The following is a 15,939-nucleotide window of genomic DNA, read 5'->3' as shown; positions in this document are numbered from 1 at the left end:
TAGCCGCCGGGGGCCGACTGTATGACTTCCCTGACGCCGTTTTCCGTAGCAACCGATTGGGCGGGCTACACGCTGCCCTTGTTTGCCTGCCCCATTCCGGCCGGGTTTCCTTCGCCGGCCGACGACTACCTCGACGAGCCGCTGAATCTGTATGAGCTGCTCTTTGCCCACCCAGCGGCCACTTTCCTGGCCCGCGTCAGCGGCGACTCCATGGTGGGCGTGGGCATCCGCTCGGGCGACATCGTGGCCGTCGACCGCTCTCTGCGCGCCACCGAGGGCAGCATTGTGGTGGCTTTGGTAGAGGGCGAGCAAACCATCAAGTGCCTGCGCTACCGCAACGGCCGCCCCTGGCTCGACGCGGCCAACGAGCGGTACGCGCCCATAGCCGTAAACGAGGGCGGCCTGCAGGTCTGGGGCGTAGTCACCCACGTCATTCACGCCTTCCAGCCCAGCAAGTCCGCTTCCACGGGGGCCGCCCGGCGGCGGGCGGCTCCGCGCTCATGATTGCCCTGGTCGACTGCAACAACTTCTACGTGAGCTGCGAGCGGGTTTTTCAGCCCCGGCTCGAAGGCCAGCCGGTGGTGGTGCTCAGCAACAACGACGGCTGCCTGATTTCGCGCTCCGACGAAGCCAAAGCCCTGGGTTTTGTCATGGGCGAGGCCTATCACCTGGCGCGCCCCCGCCTGCGGGAGCACGGCGTGCAGGTGTTTTCCAGCAACTACGCGCTCTACGGCGACATGTCGCGGCGGGTCATGCGCGTGCTCGGCGACCTGGTGCCCGAGGTGGAGGTGTACTCCATTGATGAGTCGTTTCTGAACCTGGCCGGGCTACCCGAGCGGCAGCTCGCCGCATTCGGGCAGCGCATCCGGCAAACTGTGCTCGGGCATGTGGGCATTCCCACGGCCGTGGGCGTGGCCCCCACCAAAACCCTGGCCAAGCTGGCCAACCGCCTGGCGCGCCGGCAGCCGCCGGAACAGCGCGTGCGGGTGCTCGAAACGCCCGCGCAATGCCGGGTCGCCCTGGCCGAAACGCCCATTGGCGACGTGTGGGGCATTGGCCGGCGCTACGGGCGGCGGCTGCAGGAAGCCGGCTTGCACACCGCCGCCGACCTGGCCGCCCGCCCCGAAGCCTGGGTACGGCGCCACCTGGGCGGCGTGGTGGGGACCCGGCTCTGGCAGGAGCTGCACGGGCGGCCCTGCCTCGATTTCGACCCCAGCGCCCTGGCCGACGAGCCACTGCCCGCCAGTTCCCGGAGCAGCGTGGCCCACACCCGCTCGTTTGGCCAGCCCGTGCACGACGCGGTGCTGCTGGCCGAAGCCGTGGCCAGCTTTGCCGAGCGGGCCGCCGCCAAGCTCCGCCGCCACGGCCTAGCTGCCCAGGTACTTACGGTGTTGCTGGGTCAGGCTGCGTCTGGCAGCTCCAAGGCGGCGCGCACCTGGACAGCCGTGGCCGCCCTGCCCACCGCTACCGACGACACCGGGGAGCTGGTACGCCACGCGCTGGAGCGGCTGCGGGCGTTAATCCAGCCCGGTACAGCCTACCACCGGGCCGGCATCGTGCTGAGCGGGCTGGAACCTGCCGACCAGCCGCAACTGGGCCTGTTTGCGCAGTCGGCCGAGCAGTTGAGCCAAACCCGGGCGCTGATGCAAAAAATAGATGCGCTGAATGCGCGCTACGGGCGCGGCGCAGTGCGCTACGCTGCTGCGGGCACCCGCCCGGTGGCCTGGGCGGGCCGGTGCGCGCGGCGGTCGGCGGCCTACACCACCAACTGGGACGAGCTCTGGCAGCTGCATTGCTAGGGCTGCACCTGCACCTTGCGGGTGAGCTGGCCCGCGCTGTGGTGCAGGCGCAACAGGTAAAGCCCCGCGCTGCCGGCCGGCACCTGAAGCGTCGCCGTAGGCTGCCCCGCGGGCCAGGGCCACCGGGCAACGCGGCGGCCGGTCAGGTCCAGCAGTTCCACTTCCTGGGGGCGCACCCCGGCCGGCACCGCTACCTGCAGCTGGCCCGTGGTGGGGTTGGGATACACCTGCCAGTTGTTGGTGCGGGCGGCTGCGCGGGCCGGCAGCACCCACTGGCCGTAGCGAATCTGGGCGGCATCGGCGGCGGCCTGCAATTGCGCCAGCGAGGGAGCAGCCAGCACGGCAAACGCCACCGTTACCGAGTCGCCGGGGGCCAGGGCGGGCAGCACGGCGCCTACTACGTGCGATACGTCGGTGCCGGCCACTCCACCGGCACTGCGCGTGGTGGTGCCCGAACTGAGGGTGCGGAATTTTTCGGCGGTGGAAAAGCCGTCCCGCAGCGCTACCGGGGCGGTAACCGGGGCGGCGTTGTCGAGGGCATAGTAGCTGGGCGCCAGGGCCGGAGCAGTGGCCGGCTGCAGCAGCTTTACGCCGGCAAAAAGGTTGGCGCGCAGCACGTCGCGCACGTAGCCCAGCGCCCGCGCCGAGTCCCAGGCGGCCACGTTGCGGCCGGCATCGGGCACGTCCCAATCCATAAACAAGCCCGCGTGCAGCGGCCGCAGGGTGTCGGCCGCCAGGTTGAGCAGGGTGTATTCCACCACGGCATATTCACGGTCGGCGGGGGCGGCCCAGGCCAGCGCCCGCTGCCGCACGCGCGCCCCAATGCCCCGGCCGGCGCTCTGGCTGGGCAGCGAGTCCTGAAACACGCCCCGCGCCTGCTGATCGGCCCCCACCGCGGGCAGCAGGCGGATGGGCTGCTGGCGGAAAAAGTCCTGGTCGGAGCCCACGGCCGGCAGGCTGCGCAGGCGGTCGGCCACGCGGGTAGGCCCGGTGGCCACCAGCAGGCCCCCTTCGCTGAGCAGGGGCGGGGAGTTGCGGTAGGTGATGCTGGCCCCGATTTCGGAGTCGAGGCCCTCGTAGCCCAGGTTGCCGCGGCTGGTCACGGTCAGGTGCAGGTCGCTGGCGGTGAGCACCACGTAGTCGGGGTTCAGCGCCAGGGTGATGTAGTGGTCGTCCTGAAAGCCGCCGGGGGCGCTGAAGCGGCAGCGCAGCACCGCCCGGGTGTTGGGGGCGGTATTGGGCGCCAGGGACAGCGCCACCACGGCCTGCGCGGTATCGGCCAGGCCCAGGTTGCCCACCGCGGCGGGGCTGCCGCCGGTTACCAGCAGCTGGGGCGTGAGCGAGGTAACGGTGAGCGTGAGGCCCGGCAGCGGCTGCAGCAGGTTGCGTACCGACAAGGTGAGCCGGGCCGTATCGAGCAGGTAGGGCTGGCTCAGGCGGTGACTTACCTGCACGGCTTGGGCCGTAGTGGCCTCGGCCAGGGCCCGCTTGATGTTGAGCCGGCCCGTGCCAAGGCGGCCCAGGTAGGCGGCGTTGCCGGGAATGCCGTAGATGTTGTCGGTGGTGCGGCGCAGCAGAGCCGCCACCTGCGCGGCCGACAGCTGCGGGTAGCGGCTGCGCACCAGCCCGGCCGCCCCGGCCACGATGGGCGCGGCAAACGACGAGCCGCCCACGGCCACGTACGACGAGTCGTGGGTGTACACGGTGGTCAGAATCTGCTGGCCGGGAGCCGATAGGTCGACGTGGTAGCTGTAGGTGTTGGTCGAGCCTTTCACGTCGGTGCGCTCCAAGGCCGCCACCGATACCACGTGCTCGTAGGAAGCGGGGTAGAAATCCAGCTCGGCGTTGGTATTGCCGGCGGCGGCCACCACCACCGCGTCGCGGTTGATGGCCGCGTAGCTGATGGCGTCCTGCTCGAAGCGCGACTTGCCACCCACGCCGCCCCAGGCGGCCACAATCACCTTGCAACCGTGGTCGGCGCCGTACACGATGCCCTCGTAGCCGGCAAACGTGCCCGCGGGGGTGGTGGCGTAGATCTTGATGGGCAGGTAGCGGCACTTGAAGCCCACGCCGGCAATGCCGCGGCCGTTGTCGGCGCGGGCGGCGGCCACGCCGGCCACCAGCACGCCGTGGCCGTTGGCGCCGCCGGTAGCCGTGGAGGGGTCGTTGTCGTTGTCGGCCGCATCCCAGCCGCGAAAGTTGTCCACGAACCCGTCGCCGTCGTCGTCGAGGCCGTTCACGGGGTCGGCGTAGTTACGCTTGTCCTGGCCGCGCAAATCCTGGTGCGTAAAGCGCGTGCCGGTGTCGGTGATGCCGATGACCACGCTGCTGTCGCCCTGGCTTCGGTCCCAGCCGCCATAGGCGCGCACGTTTTTCAGGTAGTACTGCACGCCGGTGGCGCGGGTCGAGTCGGCGAAGGGGTCGTTGGGCTGGTAAAGCGGCGGCCGGCTGTAGAGCGGCTCCACGTATTCCACCGCGCCGGTGGCCGTCAGCAGCTGGCGCACCTTGCCAAAGGCCAGGGCGGGCGGGTACTGAAACTGGTAGATGGTGCGCAGCTCCACGCTGCCGGGTTTCTTGGGCGAAGGGGCCAGCGCCCGCGGAAATTTCTGCTGCAGCGGGCCGGCCTGCAGCTGCTGCAGCGCGGCCGCCAGCTGGCCCACCCGGGCGCCCGGGCGCAACTTGACCACGGCCCGGCCGGGCAACACCTCGGCCAGGGTCGTGGCCGGGGTTTGGGCCTGGGCCGGGGCGGCCGAATACAACCAGCCGCAGGCGGCAACTAACACGAGTAGAAGCTGTTTCATCGGGACAAACGGTGGAGTGAGGCCGGTGTGCGCTAACTACGTAAATTTAGCCGCCCGGCCGCTGCCACGCGGCATCTTTTTCGACCAACTTAGCTTCCCAAACTCCCCATTTCCCAATCCGCGGTATGACCGACACCACTCGCAAGCACCAGGCTACTCTGGAACAGGCGGTACAAGCCCTGCACGGCCGCACGTTCTTCGCCCACTACCCCGAAAACCCCCAGCCCGACGTGTACGGCGCCGATGCCGACGCCCAGGGCCGCGCCGCCTACGAAGCCCGCCGCGGCCAGCAGTTCGCGGAGCTGCAGCAGGGCGAGCCGCAGGGCTGGGCCGGCCAGGAAGACTCGCCCTACGAGCAGCAGCCGCTGGGCATCACCTACCCGTTTTACGCGCCCGAAACGCTGGTGCGCAACGCTCAGGAAGCCTTCGGCCCCTGGCGCAAGCTCAAGCCCGCCGACCGCGCTGCCATCCTCATCGAGGCGCTGGAAGGCATGAAGACGCGCTTCTTTGAAATTGCCCACGCCACCATGCACACCACCGGGCAGGCCTACCTGATGTCGTTCCAGGCCTCGGGCCCGCACGCCGCCGACCGCGCCCTGGAGGCCGTAGCCGCCGGCTACGAGGAGCAGACGCGCTTCCCCGAGGAAATCCGCTGGGACAAGCCCATGGGCAAGTACACCATCAGCCTCAACAAATCCTGGCGCGCGGTGCCCAAGGGCGTGGCCCTGGTCATCGGCTGCGCCACGTTCCCCACCTGGAACACGGTGCCCGGCATGTTTGCCTCGCTCGTGACGGGCAACCCCGTCATCGTGAAGCCTCATCCCAAGGCCATTCTGCCCATTGCCATTGTGGTGGCCGAGGTGCAAAAGGTGCTGCTGGCCCACGGCCTGCCCGCCACCATCTGCCAGCTGGGCGTCGATGCCGATGACCGCCTCATCACCAAAGAGCTGGCCGAACACTCGGCCGTGAAGCTGATCGACTACACCGGCGGCACCGAGTTCGGCAACTACATCGAGAGCCTGCAAAGCCAGGGCAAAACGGTGTTCACCGAAAAAACCGGCGTCAACTCGGTTATCCTTGACTCCTGCGACGACCTCGACAAGGTGGCCCAGAACCTCGCGTTTTCGGTGAGTCTGTACTCGGGCCAGATGTGCACCGCCCCGCAGAACTTCTTCATTCCCGCGCAGGGCGTGAAAGTGGGCGACGCGCTGGTGCCCTACGAGGAAGTGGTGCAGAAGCTGGTGGGCGCTGTGCAGGGCCTGGCCACCAACCCCAAAGCGGCCCCGCACGTGCTGGGCGCCATCCAGAACCCGGCCACCCAGCAGCGCGTGGAGCAGCTCAGCCAGCGCGGCTACCGCAATGCCCTGGCCCACGGCAAGGTCGACAACCCGCAGTACCAGAACGCGCGCACCTGCTCGCCCTCGTTCTACGAGCTCGACGCCACCGACAAGGAGCACTTCAGCCAGGAACTGTTCGGCCCCATCATGCTGGCCATCAAAACCAAGGACACTCACGAAAGCATCCGCCTGGCCGCCGAGCTGGCCCGGGAGCACGGCGCCATCAGCTGCGCGGCCTACACCACCGACGAGCAGCTCAAGGAGGAAATCAAGGACCAGATGAGCCTGGCCGGCACGGCCGTGAGCTTCAACCTGACCGGCGGCATCTACGTGAACCAGAACGCGGCCTTCTCCGACTTCCACGTCACCGGCGGCAACCCGGCCGGCAACGCCTCCTTCACCAACCCTGAGTTTGTGCTCAAGCGCTTTACTTGGGTGGGTTTCCGGGAGCCGGCTTAAGCCGATACGCGTGAAGACACCATAAACAAGCCCCGCCGGAGTAGTCCGGCGGGGCTTGTTTCGTCATTGGCGGGCTAATCCCGGGGCCGCGCAGCAGTTATTTGGCCTTGCCATACTTGTAGCGCTTGGGCGCCTTCACGGTCTGAAACTTGTAGGGGTTTTTGGCCTTGGTATCGACGCCTAAGCCTACTGGCCCGGCCGGACGGTTATCCCGGAAGCGGGACTTGTCGTTGGGCCGGTTGGTGGACTTAGTTGAGACGGTGCCATAACCGCGCGGGTTCTGGGGAGCTTGGTCGCGGGAGCAGGAAGCTCCAACCGCCAGGAGCAGGCCGAAAGCTAGTAAGCGTAGGGAAGAAGACATGGTGAAGAGCGAATCTGGTGGAGGAATTCCCGTGGGCGGGGCGGGCGCGGGGAACATCATCAGCCAACTTTCCGCGCCGCACTGGTAGTTGTAGCGCAAACGGGCAAAAAAAGATACACCTAACTTGAATTGTCCAACGGTTTCTGGTATAGCCCCTAACGATTGGATTCTGGAGCCGGGACCAACTCGGGCATGACCAGCATGGGAATGGGCGTGTGCAGCATAAAACCAGCCGTGGAACTGTGGTAAAACGCATCGCCGGGCAGCGTATGCTGGCGGGCCACAAAAATGAGCAGGTCGGCAGCGTTGGCCACGGCCGTCTGAATAACGCCCTCAACTACGGACGCGTGATAGGCGGTTTGTACGGTATGCGCCAGGCCCGCCAGTAGGCCGGTTTCGTGCACGCAATCAACAATCTCGCCCGGGGGTGGAGCTTCGGCCGAGGTATACACGTGAATGCTGAGGGCTTCGGGAATCAGCCGGGCGAGCAACTCCTCAACCGCTTCGGGCCCCTCGCCCAGGTAATGCACGCGGTTTGCAACCAATTGCATCAACAGCTCCGGAATGGCGTTGGCCGACTCCGGCAGGCGAACGGGCTGCCGGTCGGTGTCGAATACCACGCGCCGCGGTACGGTGGCGCCGGCAAAATCTTCGGGTACCAGCAGCAGAGGATGGTCGATAAGGCGAATAAGGTGCAGGCTCAGCTGCTGCGAAAGAGTTGAGCAGGCCGGCAGGTGCCGGCCAATAACCAGCATACCCAGTCGATCATGCTGTCGATCATGCTTAAGCAGGGAAGGCAGTACCTCGGCTGGCGGGGCCGTAAGCAGCTGATGTTGGCAAATGGCCCCGGCATCGGTGAAGGCTGCCAGCTGCCGCTGCCGCTCGGCGTATTGCTCGGCGCTGGCCGGGGCGGGCGTCGCGTAGAGGCTGTCGGCTACGGTAAGTGGCGTGGTAACTGATAGTATGCGTACCTGCACGGCCAGCTGGCGGGCCGTGAGGTGGGCCACCAGCAGGTGGGTGTAAGCCAAGGCCGTGGCGGTGGCGGAAGTGAAATCGGCTAAAACGGTTAATACCAGCATGTCGCGTCCCCAGGTTTAGCGTTGACTGCCGATCAGTCAAGCAATGAATATACTGGTTAATGGAAATAATGGGCGTTAAAATTGGATTAAAAAAATAATATATTCGCTCTTTAGGGCCGTTGGCTGCACGTTGTTGCCGGAATAAAGCTGGGCAGGTTTCTATTCTTGGTTGACCCGCCGTTGCTAGCAGAGGCTACAAACTCAGGGCTTCGCGGAAGCGAATGGACTGCTGCCGCGAGACTTCCACCTCCGTTCCGCCGCGCAGGGTAATTTTGAGGCTGTTGCTGAACCAGGGTTCCACCTGCTCAACCCACTTCAGGTTAATGATCTGCTGGCGATTGGCCCGGAAGAATACCTGCGGGTCGAGGCGGGCTTCGAGGTGTTGTAGGCTGCGGGTGATGAGCGGGCGCACGTCGTGGAAGTGCACGCGGGTGTAGTTGTCGGCTACCTCCAGCAGCTTCACGTCGGCCAGGCGCACAAACCAGCACCGCTCCCCGTCCTTCACAAACACCTGGTCCGTCTCGCGCAGCAGGCTGCGGCCCGCAGGAGGCTCGGCGGGCGCTTCGGCCTCGGCTACCAGCGCGGCGCGGGCTTTGGCCAGGGCGGTAGCCAGGCGCTGCTCGTCCACGGGCTTGAGCAGGTAGTCGAGGGCGTTGACTTCGAAGGCCTGAATGGCGTACTGGTCGAAGGCGGTGGTGAAGATGACGTGCGGCGCTTGGTCGAGGCTGGCCAGCAACTCGAAGCCCGAGCGGCCGGGCATGTGAATGTCGAGCAGCAGCACCTCGGGCTGCAGCTGGACCAGTTGCGCCTGGGCCTCGTCGGCGTGGCGGGCCTCGCCCACCACCTGCACGTCGGGGTGGCGCTGCAGCAGGTGGCGCAGCTCCTGGCGGGCCAGGCGGGAATCGTCAACAATCAGGATTTTCATCGGGCAGCGGGAAGGTAGCCGGCAGACCGCAAAGCTGGCAACGCGAGCGGGCCGCCCAAACTACGGACTAATGGTGGAGCAGGCTTACCGGCTCGACCGGCAGGTGCAGGCGGGCGGTAACCAGGTCGGGAGTGGTTTGCTCGAGCTGCAGGCTGGCCTGCTCGCCGAAGAGCAGGCGCAGCCGCTCGGCGGCGTTGCGCAGGCCCGTGCCGGTGCCGTCGGGCCGCGGGGTGGTGGCCGCGGGCTCCAGGCAGCCGGTGTTGGTTACCGTGAGCTGCAGGCCCGCCCCGGTGCAGGCCGCCTGCACCCGCACCGCGCCGCCGTCGGGGCGCGGGGCAATGCCGTGCTTGATGGCGTTTTCGACCAGCACCTGCACCAGCATGGGCGGCACCGCCACGTTCAGGCAGTCGGCGGGCACCTCGATGGCGTAGTGCAGGCGCTCTTCCAGCTGCAGCGACTCCAGCTGCAGGTAGTCGCGCACCACGGCCAGCTCGCGGTGCAGCGGCACCTGCTCGGTGCGGTTGAGCTGAATGGCGTAGCGCAGCAGCTCCGAGAGGTGGCTGAGCATGGTGCGGGCCCGCGCCGGGTCCTCGCCAATGAGGGCGCGGATGTTGTTGAGGCCGTTGAAGAGAAAGTGCGGGTTGATCTGCGCCTTGAGCGTCTGCATCTCGGCCTCGCGCACGGCGGCGGCCAGCTTCCACTTGTCTACCTCGGCCTGGCGGTAGCGGCGCAGGTACTGCAGCCCGAAGTACACCGCCGCCCACAGCCACAGCACGAAGTTGACGTTGAGGGCGTAGCCCGCAAACTCGCCCCAGCCCTGCGGCTTGCCGTTGGGCTGCAGCAGCGGAATAATCAGCAGCAGAATCACGGCCCATATCACCACCTGGCTGAGCACCGCCAGCAGCAGGTTGGTGAGGAGCAGGCGCCATAGCACCGATAGCAGGGGCCGCTGCACCCAGTCGAAGCGCCGGATGAGGTAGCGCAGCCCGTGCGAGATGCCCACCAGGGTAGCGGCTACGACCAGCTGGATGAGCACGATGCTGAGCGAGAAGCTGCGGCTGAACATGGAGTAGGCCACCACGCCAAATACCCCGTACAGCCCCCAGCCGAGCAGTTGCAGGCGCCAGTACTGGCGCACGCGCCGGGCAGAGTCAGTCATGAGCAAAACGATGGGCTTCGCGTAAAGAGTTAGCTCAGCTCCAGGGCGGCGGGCGAGTAGCTGGCTTTGCTGCGCTGATGAGCAAAGAGCAGTACGCCAATCAGCGCCAGCAACGACACCGCCACGAAAGCCGGAATCAGGTACAGATTATCCACCGATACCCGCAGGCCGATGAACATGCAGCCGAAGGCAATCAGGCCGGCCCACACGGCGTAGGCTTTCTGGTTGTAAAACCAGGCGTAGGGAAAGAAGTGTGCCCCCGTGATGATGCCGTAGCTCATGATGAAGTACTGCGGCGCCTTGATGTAGACGAAAATCAGGAAGGGAAAGTAAAACAGCTGCGCGAAGTTCAGCCACAGGCCCAACGGATCCAGCGGGTTGTTTTTTATGGTCCAGGTGGTCTTGTAAACCTTGGAAAACAGCCAGGCCAGCGGCAGCATGGCCCCACCGATAATGAAGGTGAACAAGGCCTTCTGCGGCACGCTGTAAGGCAGCGTCCAGATGCCGGCAATGGCGGCCCAGAGCAAGGTGGCGGCCGTAATGAAATCGACGCCGTTCTTGGCTTTAACCGACAGCTCCAGGCGGAGCGCGTCGAAATCCTGCTGCGTTACCATAACGGTAGGGAAGAGAGAAGAAGATTTAGCGGCCGGCCAGCTTCAGCCCCGGGCCTCGGAAAAGACTGCGAATAAAGCCGACCGGCAAGGTATTTCTATTTTTTGGCCAGCAGGTTCTGCTGCAGGAAGGCGTCGGTCTGGTCGAAGAACCACTGCGTGTCGTCCCACATCAGGAAGTGCTTGCCGGCCTCCGACATTTCGATGCGGTGCTGGGGCAGCCGGGCGTACTGCTGGGCAAAGATGGCGCGGGTGCTTTCCTTGGTCGAGCCGTACGGTTTATAAGCGGCCCAGGCGCCGAGTACCAGCGCTGGCTGCTGAATGCGGCCCAGCTCGGCGCGCAAATCGGTGGTGTAGAGGTCGTACATGGCCTGGGCCACCGTGGCCGGGTCCGACTGCAAGCCCCAGCGCGTGGCCTGCGTGATGCGGGCCGTGTCGCGCATCATGCCCGCCGACATCTGCCGCTGCTGCTGCACGGTCATGCCGCCGCGGCTTACCTGCTGGCGCATGCCCTCGGCCATGGGTTTGGCGGCCTCGGCAGTCAGGTTGGGGTTCTGCACGGCGGCCAGGAAAGGCAGCGAATCCACAATCACCAGCGGGCCCACGGCCTCGGGCTGGGTGGTGCTCAGCCACAAACCCATAAACCCGCCCAGGCTGTGTCCGATGATGGCCGGGCGCTGGAGCTTCTGGTCTTTGATGTAGCTCAGCAGCTGGTCGCGCACGTTCAGCAGCAATTGCTGGGTAGAGGCCGGGGCCGCCGCGCCGCCGAAGCCCGCCAGCGACACTACGTGGCACTGGTACTGCTTCTGGTAGCGGGCCACGGTTTCGTCCCACACCGCGCCGGGGCAGGTCAGGCCCGGAATCAGCAGCACCGGGCGGCCTTTGCCCACCACCTTTACGGTGAAGTTGGGGTACACTTTGGGCGCAACGGCGGCGGGCTGGGCCGGTTCAGCGGCAATGGCGGCGGCCGGGGCTACGCTCAGCAGCAGGGCGGCCAGTACGGGGCGGAGGAGGGTGGTAGCAGTGCGTTTCATGGGTTGGGAGCGGTGTGGGACGTGGTTGATGCTCCAAAGGTGGGGCAGGCCGCCGCCCAACGGAAGCAAAAGCTGGCCGAACGGTAAGCAGGCGGGACGAGCGGAAAAAACCCGGGGCGAATGGCAGCGGCGCAAACCCGAAAAAAGGCGGCCCCGTTGCCGGAACCGCCTTTTTATGGGAACTGAAGGAGCAGCGCCTAGCTGCCGCTGTCGGGTCGCTGGTCGCCCTGGGCCTGGGGCGCGCACTGCTTGCTGCTCACGCGGCCGTCGGCGCCGAACACGATGCTGATGGGCTGGGTATCGGTGGCGCTGCCGAACAAATACGACCAGGTGCGGCCGCCGTCGGGGGCCTGGTCGTCACCGGTGGGGGCTCCCATCAGGCTGCGCACCTGCTCCTGGCTCATGCCCAGCTCTACTTTGGCGCACTGCTCGGCGTTCTGAAAGCTTTCCTGGGCGGTGCAGGCGTGCAGGGCCAGGCCCAGCAGGGTGAGCAGCACCAGGCCCAATAGTCGTTTGGCGAGCAGCATGGGCTAGAGAAATTTGCTGATGTCGTCGCGCAGCGTGTCAATGCCGCGCTTGATGTCGGTCCACACGCTGCCTTGGGCGTTGGCGTCGGTACCGGCCAGCTGCTGGGCCAGCTTGTGGCGCTTGGCTTCGAGGGCGGCGGCGTGCTCGTGGTAGTGGTGCGGCGAGTGGGCCGTGGTGGCGTTGGCGCGCGCATTGAGGGTTTTGATTTTGGCGTCCAGCTCGTCGAGGGCCAGGCGCAGCTCGGCGGGGCTCAGGTTGCCCGGCGCACGCATGTTTTCGGGGGTGGGCGTATACGACATAAATATGCTCAGAGAAGCTAGCGGGAGAAGCGCCGCGGCGGTCCGGAAGCGGCCGCGTCTTGCGTTGTACTGTGCAAGGCCCCGAAAGGATGCCAAAAAGCCTGCTGCCTACGCAATCGGCCTATGTTACCAACGCAGGCGCAACGCAAGCATAACGCTGGCTTGACTTGGGGCCGCGGGGCCGCGGTTAGCTTTGCCCCCGTGCTTAACCCACCGTCGCTGCTATGTACCGCCTTCTGTTTCTGCTCATTGGCTGGGAGCTGCTTGGCTCCGGCCGCGCCGTGGCCCAGGCCGACCAGGCGCCGACCGTAACCGCCACCGAAGCGGCCGCCGCGGGAGCGCCGCCGCTGGCCCCGGTGTACCACACGGCCGAGGTAATGCCGCAGTTCCCGGGGGGCGCGGGGGCCTTCGGCAAGTTTTTGCAGCAGAAGCTGCAGTACCCGGCCGAGGCGCTGGGCCGGGGCGTGTCGGGCAAGGTGTACGTGCAGTTCGTGGTCGACGAGCGCGGCCACATCATCGACCCGCAGGTGGTAAAGGGTCTGGGCTACGGCCTCGACCAGGAGGCGCTGCGGCTGGTGCGCATCATGCCCTGGTGGACGCCCGGGCTGATAGCCGGCCGGCCGGTGAAGGTATCCTACACCCTGCCCATCATCTTCCGGGCGCTGTAGTCATTGATCAGTTATCAGTGAACATTTATCAGCGGCCGGACTGAAGCAGGGAGCTGACGAGCGGGCAAATGGGGCGCCCGGTTTAGGTCTGAAGCCCTGTACCTCACCGGCTGATAAATGATAAATGTTCACTGAAACACGCCCCACTGCTTGGGCAGGGCCAGGTCGCGGGCCAGGGGCGCGGCGGCGGTAGCGTAGAGGTTGGTGAGCAGCTCGTTGATGGCATCGGCCAGCTCCAGGTGGTAGTCGGCTTCGAGCTTGTCGGCCTGCCGCAGCACGGTGTCGGTGCGGCGCGCCAGGTGGTTGAGCAGCAGCTGGGTGGTGCCGGTGAGGCGGGCCACGGCGGCGGGCTGGGCGCGGAACACGTTGTTGAGCAGGCGCACCGTCAGCTCGACTTCGCCGAAGGCGTCGCCGGTGATTTTGGCGTGGTAGCTGATCTGGTTCTGCAGCTGGCGCACGATCAGCAGCAGGTCGTTGGGGGTGGGGTGGAAGCCGCGCACGGGGTCGTCGAGCCGCTCGCGCAGCTGGGCGCGGCGCTCTTCCAGGGCCTCGGGGCCTTCGAGCAGGCGGAATTGCAGCTGCTCGGTGAGCACCTTGTCCTGGCACACGAGGCGCACCAGCAGCTGGTCTTTTTCCTTCTGCGGCAGGCTGAGAAGGGCTTTGCGAAGGGCGGGAGCAAGTGCAGCCATGCGGGGAATAAGCGGGCCGCGGCTAGGCGGCAGTCAATTTAACGAGATAGAACTACGCGGAAAACGCATTCGGGGCGCGCAAAGTGCCATTTTATTCGGCCGCGGCGCGCGGCGGGGCCGGGCCAGTAGGGTGGGTGAACAGGTGGTTATGGGCCGGGAAAGTCGGTTACGCAGCGGGAAGGTTGGGTATGGGCCGGGGAGCTCGGTTCACCCGAGGGAAGCGCGGTGCACGGGCCGGGAAGTGTTGCGCATGGGCCGGGACGCAGTTTGCACGGCCCGGGAAGCCTCGCGCACGGTCCGGGAAACGCCGGGCATGGGCTGGGAAACGGTTTGCATGGGCCTGGATGCCGTTGCGCGGGTACGCAACGGAGCCGGCGAGCAAAGGGAAGTTGTCATGCTGAGCGCAGCCGAAGCATCTCTACCGCTTCGTTGAGGGCAAATCCGGATCTGCCCAGTAGCCCAGTAATCAGCCTGTAAAGCCCAAGAGTTTATGCGCCAAGTGCCTAATTTGATGGATGTCCAGCTCAAACTCTGGCCCATCGGCCATTAGCATAATGGTCAATATGCTGTCTTCTAAACCGGCCTCCAGCTGGCCTTGATAAGTGAAATGCTTGGTAGACGCCCAACGGGCCAGTCTTTCGACCGAAAAAGCGGGAGCAGCCTCGGCTACATCACGCTCTAACTCTGCCAATAATTCCGCCGCAAAGCGTCGCTTGGTGTAGATCATGATGGGGATTGACGCAGTTTCTGTGTCGCTGCATTTACCGAATAACGAAGCGGTAGAGATGCTTCGCCCGAGGCTCAGCATGACGTCTTTTTTCAGCCTGGGCTTTGCCTGACGACCTGGCTACTTGCGCCAGTGGCGTCCGCGCGGCCCGCATCAGTCGGCGCCAACTTCGCTTTCGGGGTGGACCACGCCCGCCAGGGCCAGCTTGTTCTTCAGCTCGTCGAACTCGTTTTCGCTTTTGGCCACCACCACCGTGGCCACGGCGTTGCCGATGAGGTTGGTAATGGCCCGCGCCTCCGACATAAACCGGTCGACGCCCAGCAGCAGGGCCATGCCCTCCACGGGAATGACCTTGGTGGCGGCCAGCGTGGAGGCCAGCACCACGAAGCCCGAGCCCGTGACGCCCGCCGCGCCCTTGCTGGTGAGCATCAGAATGCCGATGATGGTGAGCTGCTGGCCCAGAGTGAGCGGAATGTTGAAGGCCTGGGCCAGGAAGATGCTGGCCATCGAGAGGTAGATGGTGGTGCCGTCGAGGTTGAAGGAGTAGCCCGTGGGCACCACCAGCCCCACCACCGAGCGGGAGCAGCCGTAGGCCGTGAGCTTGTCCATGATGCGCGGCAGGGCCGACTCGGACGAGGAGGTGCCCAGCACCAGCAGCAGCTCTTCGCGGATAAAGCCCAGCAGCCGCCACAAGCTGAAGCGGTAGTAGCGCGCCACCGCGCCCAGCACCCCAAACACGAACAGCAGCATGGTCAGGTACACCGCGGCCATGAGCTTGGCCAGCGGCAGCAGCGTGCTCAGCCCGTAGGTGCCAATGGTGTAGGCCATGCCGCCGAAGGCGCCCAGCGGGGCCAGCTTCATGATCATGGCCAGCATGCCGAACAGCACGTGGCTCAGGCGCTCGAAGGTGTGCAGCAGCGGCCGCGCTGTGGCCTCACCCAGGTGGGTGAGGGCCAGCCCAAACAGCACGGCCACCAGCAGCACCTGCAGCACCTCGCCCTGGGCAAAGGCACCGACGAGGTTTTCGGGCACGATGTGGGTGAAGAAGGCCACCCAGTCCATGTCCTGGGCCTTCTCGATGTACTTGCCCGTTTCGGCCGCCCGGGCCGCCACGCCGCTGGTATCGACGCCCGCACCGGGCTGCACCAGGTTGGCCGCCGCCACCCCGATGACCAGGGCCAGGGTCGTTATCAGCTCGAAGTACAGCAGCGCCTTGCCGCCCACGCGCCCCACTTTCTTGAGCGAGCCGATGGAGCCGATACCCAGCACCACCGTCAGGAAGATGATGGGCGCGATGAGCATTTTGATGAGGCGGATGAACACCTCGCCCACCGGCTTGAGCGCGCTGCCCACGCCCGGCCACAGCGCCCCCACCAATACGCCCAGGACGATGGCGGTGAGTACCTGAAACGTGAGGTTGCGGGCGAGCTTCGGCATAGCGGGCAAGTTAGGGCCGAAACGTG

At 66.0% G+C, this 15,939-nt stretch carries 16 protein-coding genes; 4 read left to right on the top strand and 12 right to left on the bottom strand.

The genetic code is table 11. The annotated features are described in order from the left end of the window. Positions 1-21: 21 nt before the first annotated feature. Together ACE191_RS07955 and ACE191_RS07950 are read left to right on the top strand one after the other, a co-directional pair. Positions 22-504: a LexA family protein gene (locus ACE191_RS07955; protein ID WP_400191660.1), complete on the top strand. Its 483-nt coding sequence runs from the start codon at positions 22-24 to the stop codon at positions 502-504. Next, complete coding sequence (locus ACE191_RS07950) at positions 501-1,799, top strand: Y-family DNA polymerase (RefSeq protein WP_400191659.1); 1,299 nt, start codon at positions 501-503, stop codon at positions 1,797-1,799. The genes ACE191_RS07955 and ACE191_RS07950 overlap by 4 nt, the downstream gene beginning before the upstream one ends. Here the strand turns inward: ACE191_RS07950 and ACE191_RS07945 are convergent. After that, complete coding sequence (locus ACE191_RS07945) at positions 1,796-4,600, bottom strand: S8 family peptidase (RefSeq protein ID WP_400191658.1); 2,805 nt, start codon at positions 4,598-4,600, stop codon at positions 1,796-1,798. The two genes, ACE191_RS07950 and ACE191_RS07945, sit on opposite strands and share 4 nt — an antisense overlap. Before the next feature lie 125 nt (positions 4,601-4,725). Between ACE191_RS07945 and paaN the strand changes: the two genes are divergently transcribed. After that, the gene (paaN, locus tag ACE191_RS07940; RefSeq protein ID WP_400191657.1) at positions 4,726-6,396 is read left to right on the top strand and encodes a phenylacetic acid degradation protein PaaN; all 1,671 of its coding nucleotides are present in this window, start codon (positions 4,726-4,728) and stop codon (positions 6,394-6,396) included. Positions 6,397-6,493: 97 nt separating this feature from the next. Here paaN and ACE191_RS07935 read toward each other — a convergent pair whose 3' ends face one another. From ACE191_RS07935 to ACE191_RS07900, 8 genes are all read right to left on the bottom strand, one after another. Further along, a complete protein-coding gene (locus tag ACE191_RS07935; protein WP_400191656.1) occupies positions 6,494-6,757 on the bottom strand; it encodes a hypothetical protein in 264 nt (87 codons plus the stop codon). 155 nt (positions 6,758-6,912) lie between these two features. Further along, positions 6,913-7,836, bottom strand: coding sequence for a hypothetical protein (locus ACE191_RS07930; protein WP_400191655.1), 924 nt, complete (start codon positions 7,834-7,836; stop codon positions 6,913-6,915). Positions 7,837-8,029: 193 nt separating this feature from the next. After that, positions 8,030-8,761, bottom strand: coding sequence for a LytR/AlgR family response regulator transcription factor (locus ACE191_RS07925; protein WP_400191654.1), 732 nt, complete (start codon positions 8,759-8,761; stop codon positions 8,030-8,032). A gap of 67 nt (positions 8,762-8,828) precedes the next feature. Further along, complete coding sequence (locus tag ACE191_RS07920) at positions 8,829-9,920, bottom strand: sensor histidine kinase (protein ID WP_400191653.1); 1,092 nt, start codon at positions 9,918-9,920, stop codon at positions 8,829-8,831. 29 nt (positions 9,921-9,949) lie between these two features. Then, positions 9,950-10,534, bottom strand: a complete 585-nt coding sequence (locus ACE191_RS07915; protein WP_400191652.1) for a DUF7010 family protein — start codon at positions 10,532-10,534, stop codon at positions 9,950-9,952. Between the two features lie 95 nt (positions 10,535-10,629). Further along, positions 10,630-11,565: an alpha/beta fold hydrolase gene (locus ACE191_RS07910; protein WP_400191651.1), complete on the bottom strand. Its 936-nt coding sequence runs from the start codon at positions 11,563-11,565 to the stop codon at positions 10,630-10,632. Between the two features lie 197 nt (positions 11,566-11,762). Beyond that, a complete protein-coding gene (locus ACE191_RS07905; protein ID WP_400191650.1) occupies positions 11,763-12,092 on the bottom strand; it encodes an outer membrane protein assembly factor BamE in 330 nt (109 codons plus the stop codon). A gap of 3 nt (positions 12,093-12,095) precedes the next feature. Then, on the bottom strand, positions 12,096-12,392 hold the full coding sequence (locus ACE191_RS07900; protein WP_400191649.1) for a hypothetical protein: 297 nt from the start codon (positions 12,390-12,392) through the stop codon (positions 12,096-12,098). 224 nt (positions 12,393-12,616) lie between these two features. Between ACE191_RS07900 and ACE191_RS07895 the strand changes: the two genes are divergently transcribed. Further along, the gene (locus tag ACE191_RS07895; protein WP_400191648.1) at positions 12,617-13,060 is read left to right on the top strand and encodes an energy transducer TonB; all 444 of its coding nucleotides are present in this window, start codon (positions 12,617-12,619) and stop codon (positions 13,058-13,060) included. A gap of 128 nt (positions 13,061-13,188) precedes the next feature. Here the strand turns inward: ACE191_RS07895 and ACE191_RS07890 are convergent, their stop codons facing one another. The 3 genes from ACE191_RS07890 to ACE191_RS07880 all read right to left on the bottom strand — a co-directional run bounded on the left by ACE191_RS07890 (position 13,189) and on the right by ACE191_RS07880 (position 15,913). Further along, positions 13,189-13,749, bottom strand: coding sequence for a hypothetical protein (locus tag ACE191_RS07890; protein WP_400191647.1), 561 nt, complete (start codon positions 13,747-13,749; stop codon positions 13,189-13,191). A 466-nt stretch (positions 13,750-14,215) separates the two neighbouring features. After that, entirely contained in the window at positions 14,216-14,476 is a 261-nt protein-coding gene (locus tag ACE191_RS07885) for a hypothetical protein (protein WP_400191646.1), read from the bottom strand. Between the two features lie 153 nt (positions 14,477-14,629). After that, the gene (locus tag ACE191_RS07880) at positions 14,630-15,913 is read right to left on the bottom strand and encodes a dicarboxylate/amino acid:cation symporter (RefSeq protein ID WP_400191645.1); all 1,284 of its coding nucleotides are present in this window, start codon (positions 15,911-15,913) and stop codon (positions 14,630-14,632) included. Positions 15,914-15,939: the final 26 nt, after the last annotated feature.

This window comes from Hymenobacter sp. B81 (assembly GCF_044628455.1).
Lineage (GTDB): Bacteria > Bacteroidota > Bacteroidia > Cytophagales > Hymenobacteraceae > Solirubrum.
The sequence above is the reverse complement of the archived record's forward strand: the minus strand, read 5'-3'. Positions and strand labels throughout refer to the sequence as shown.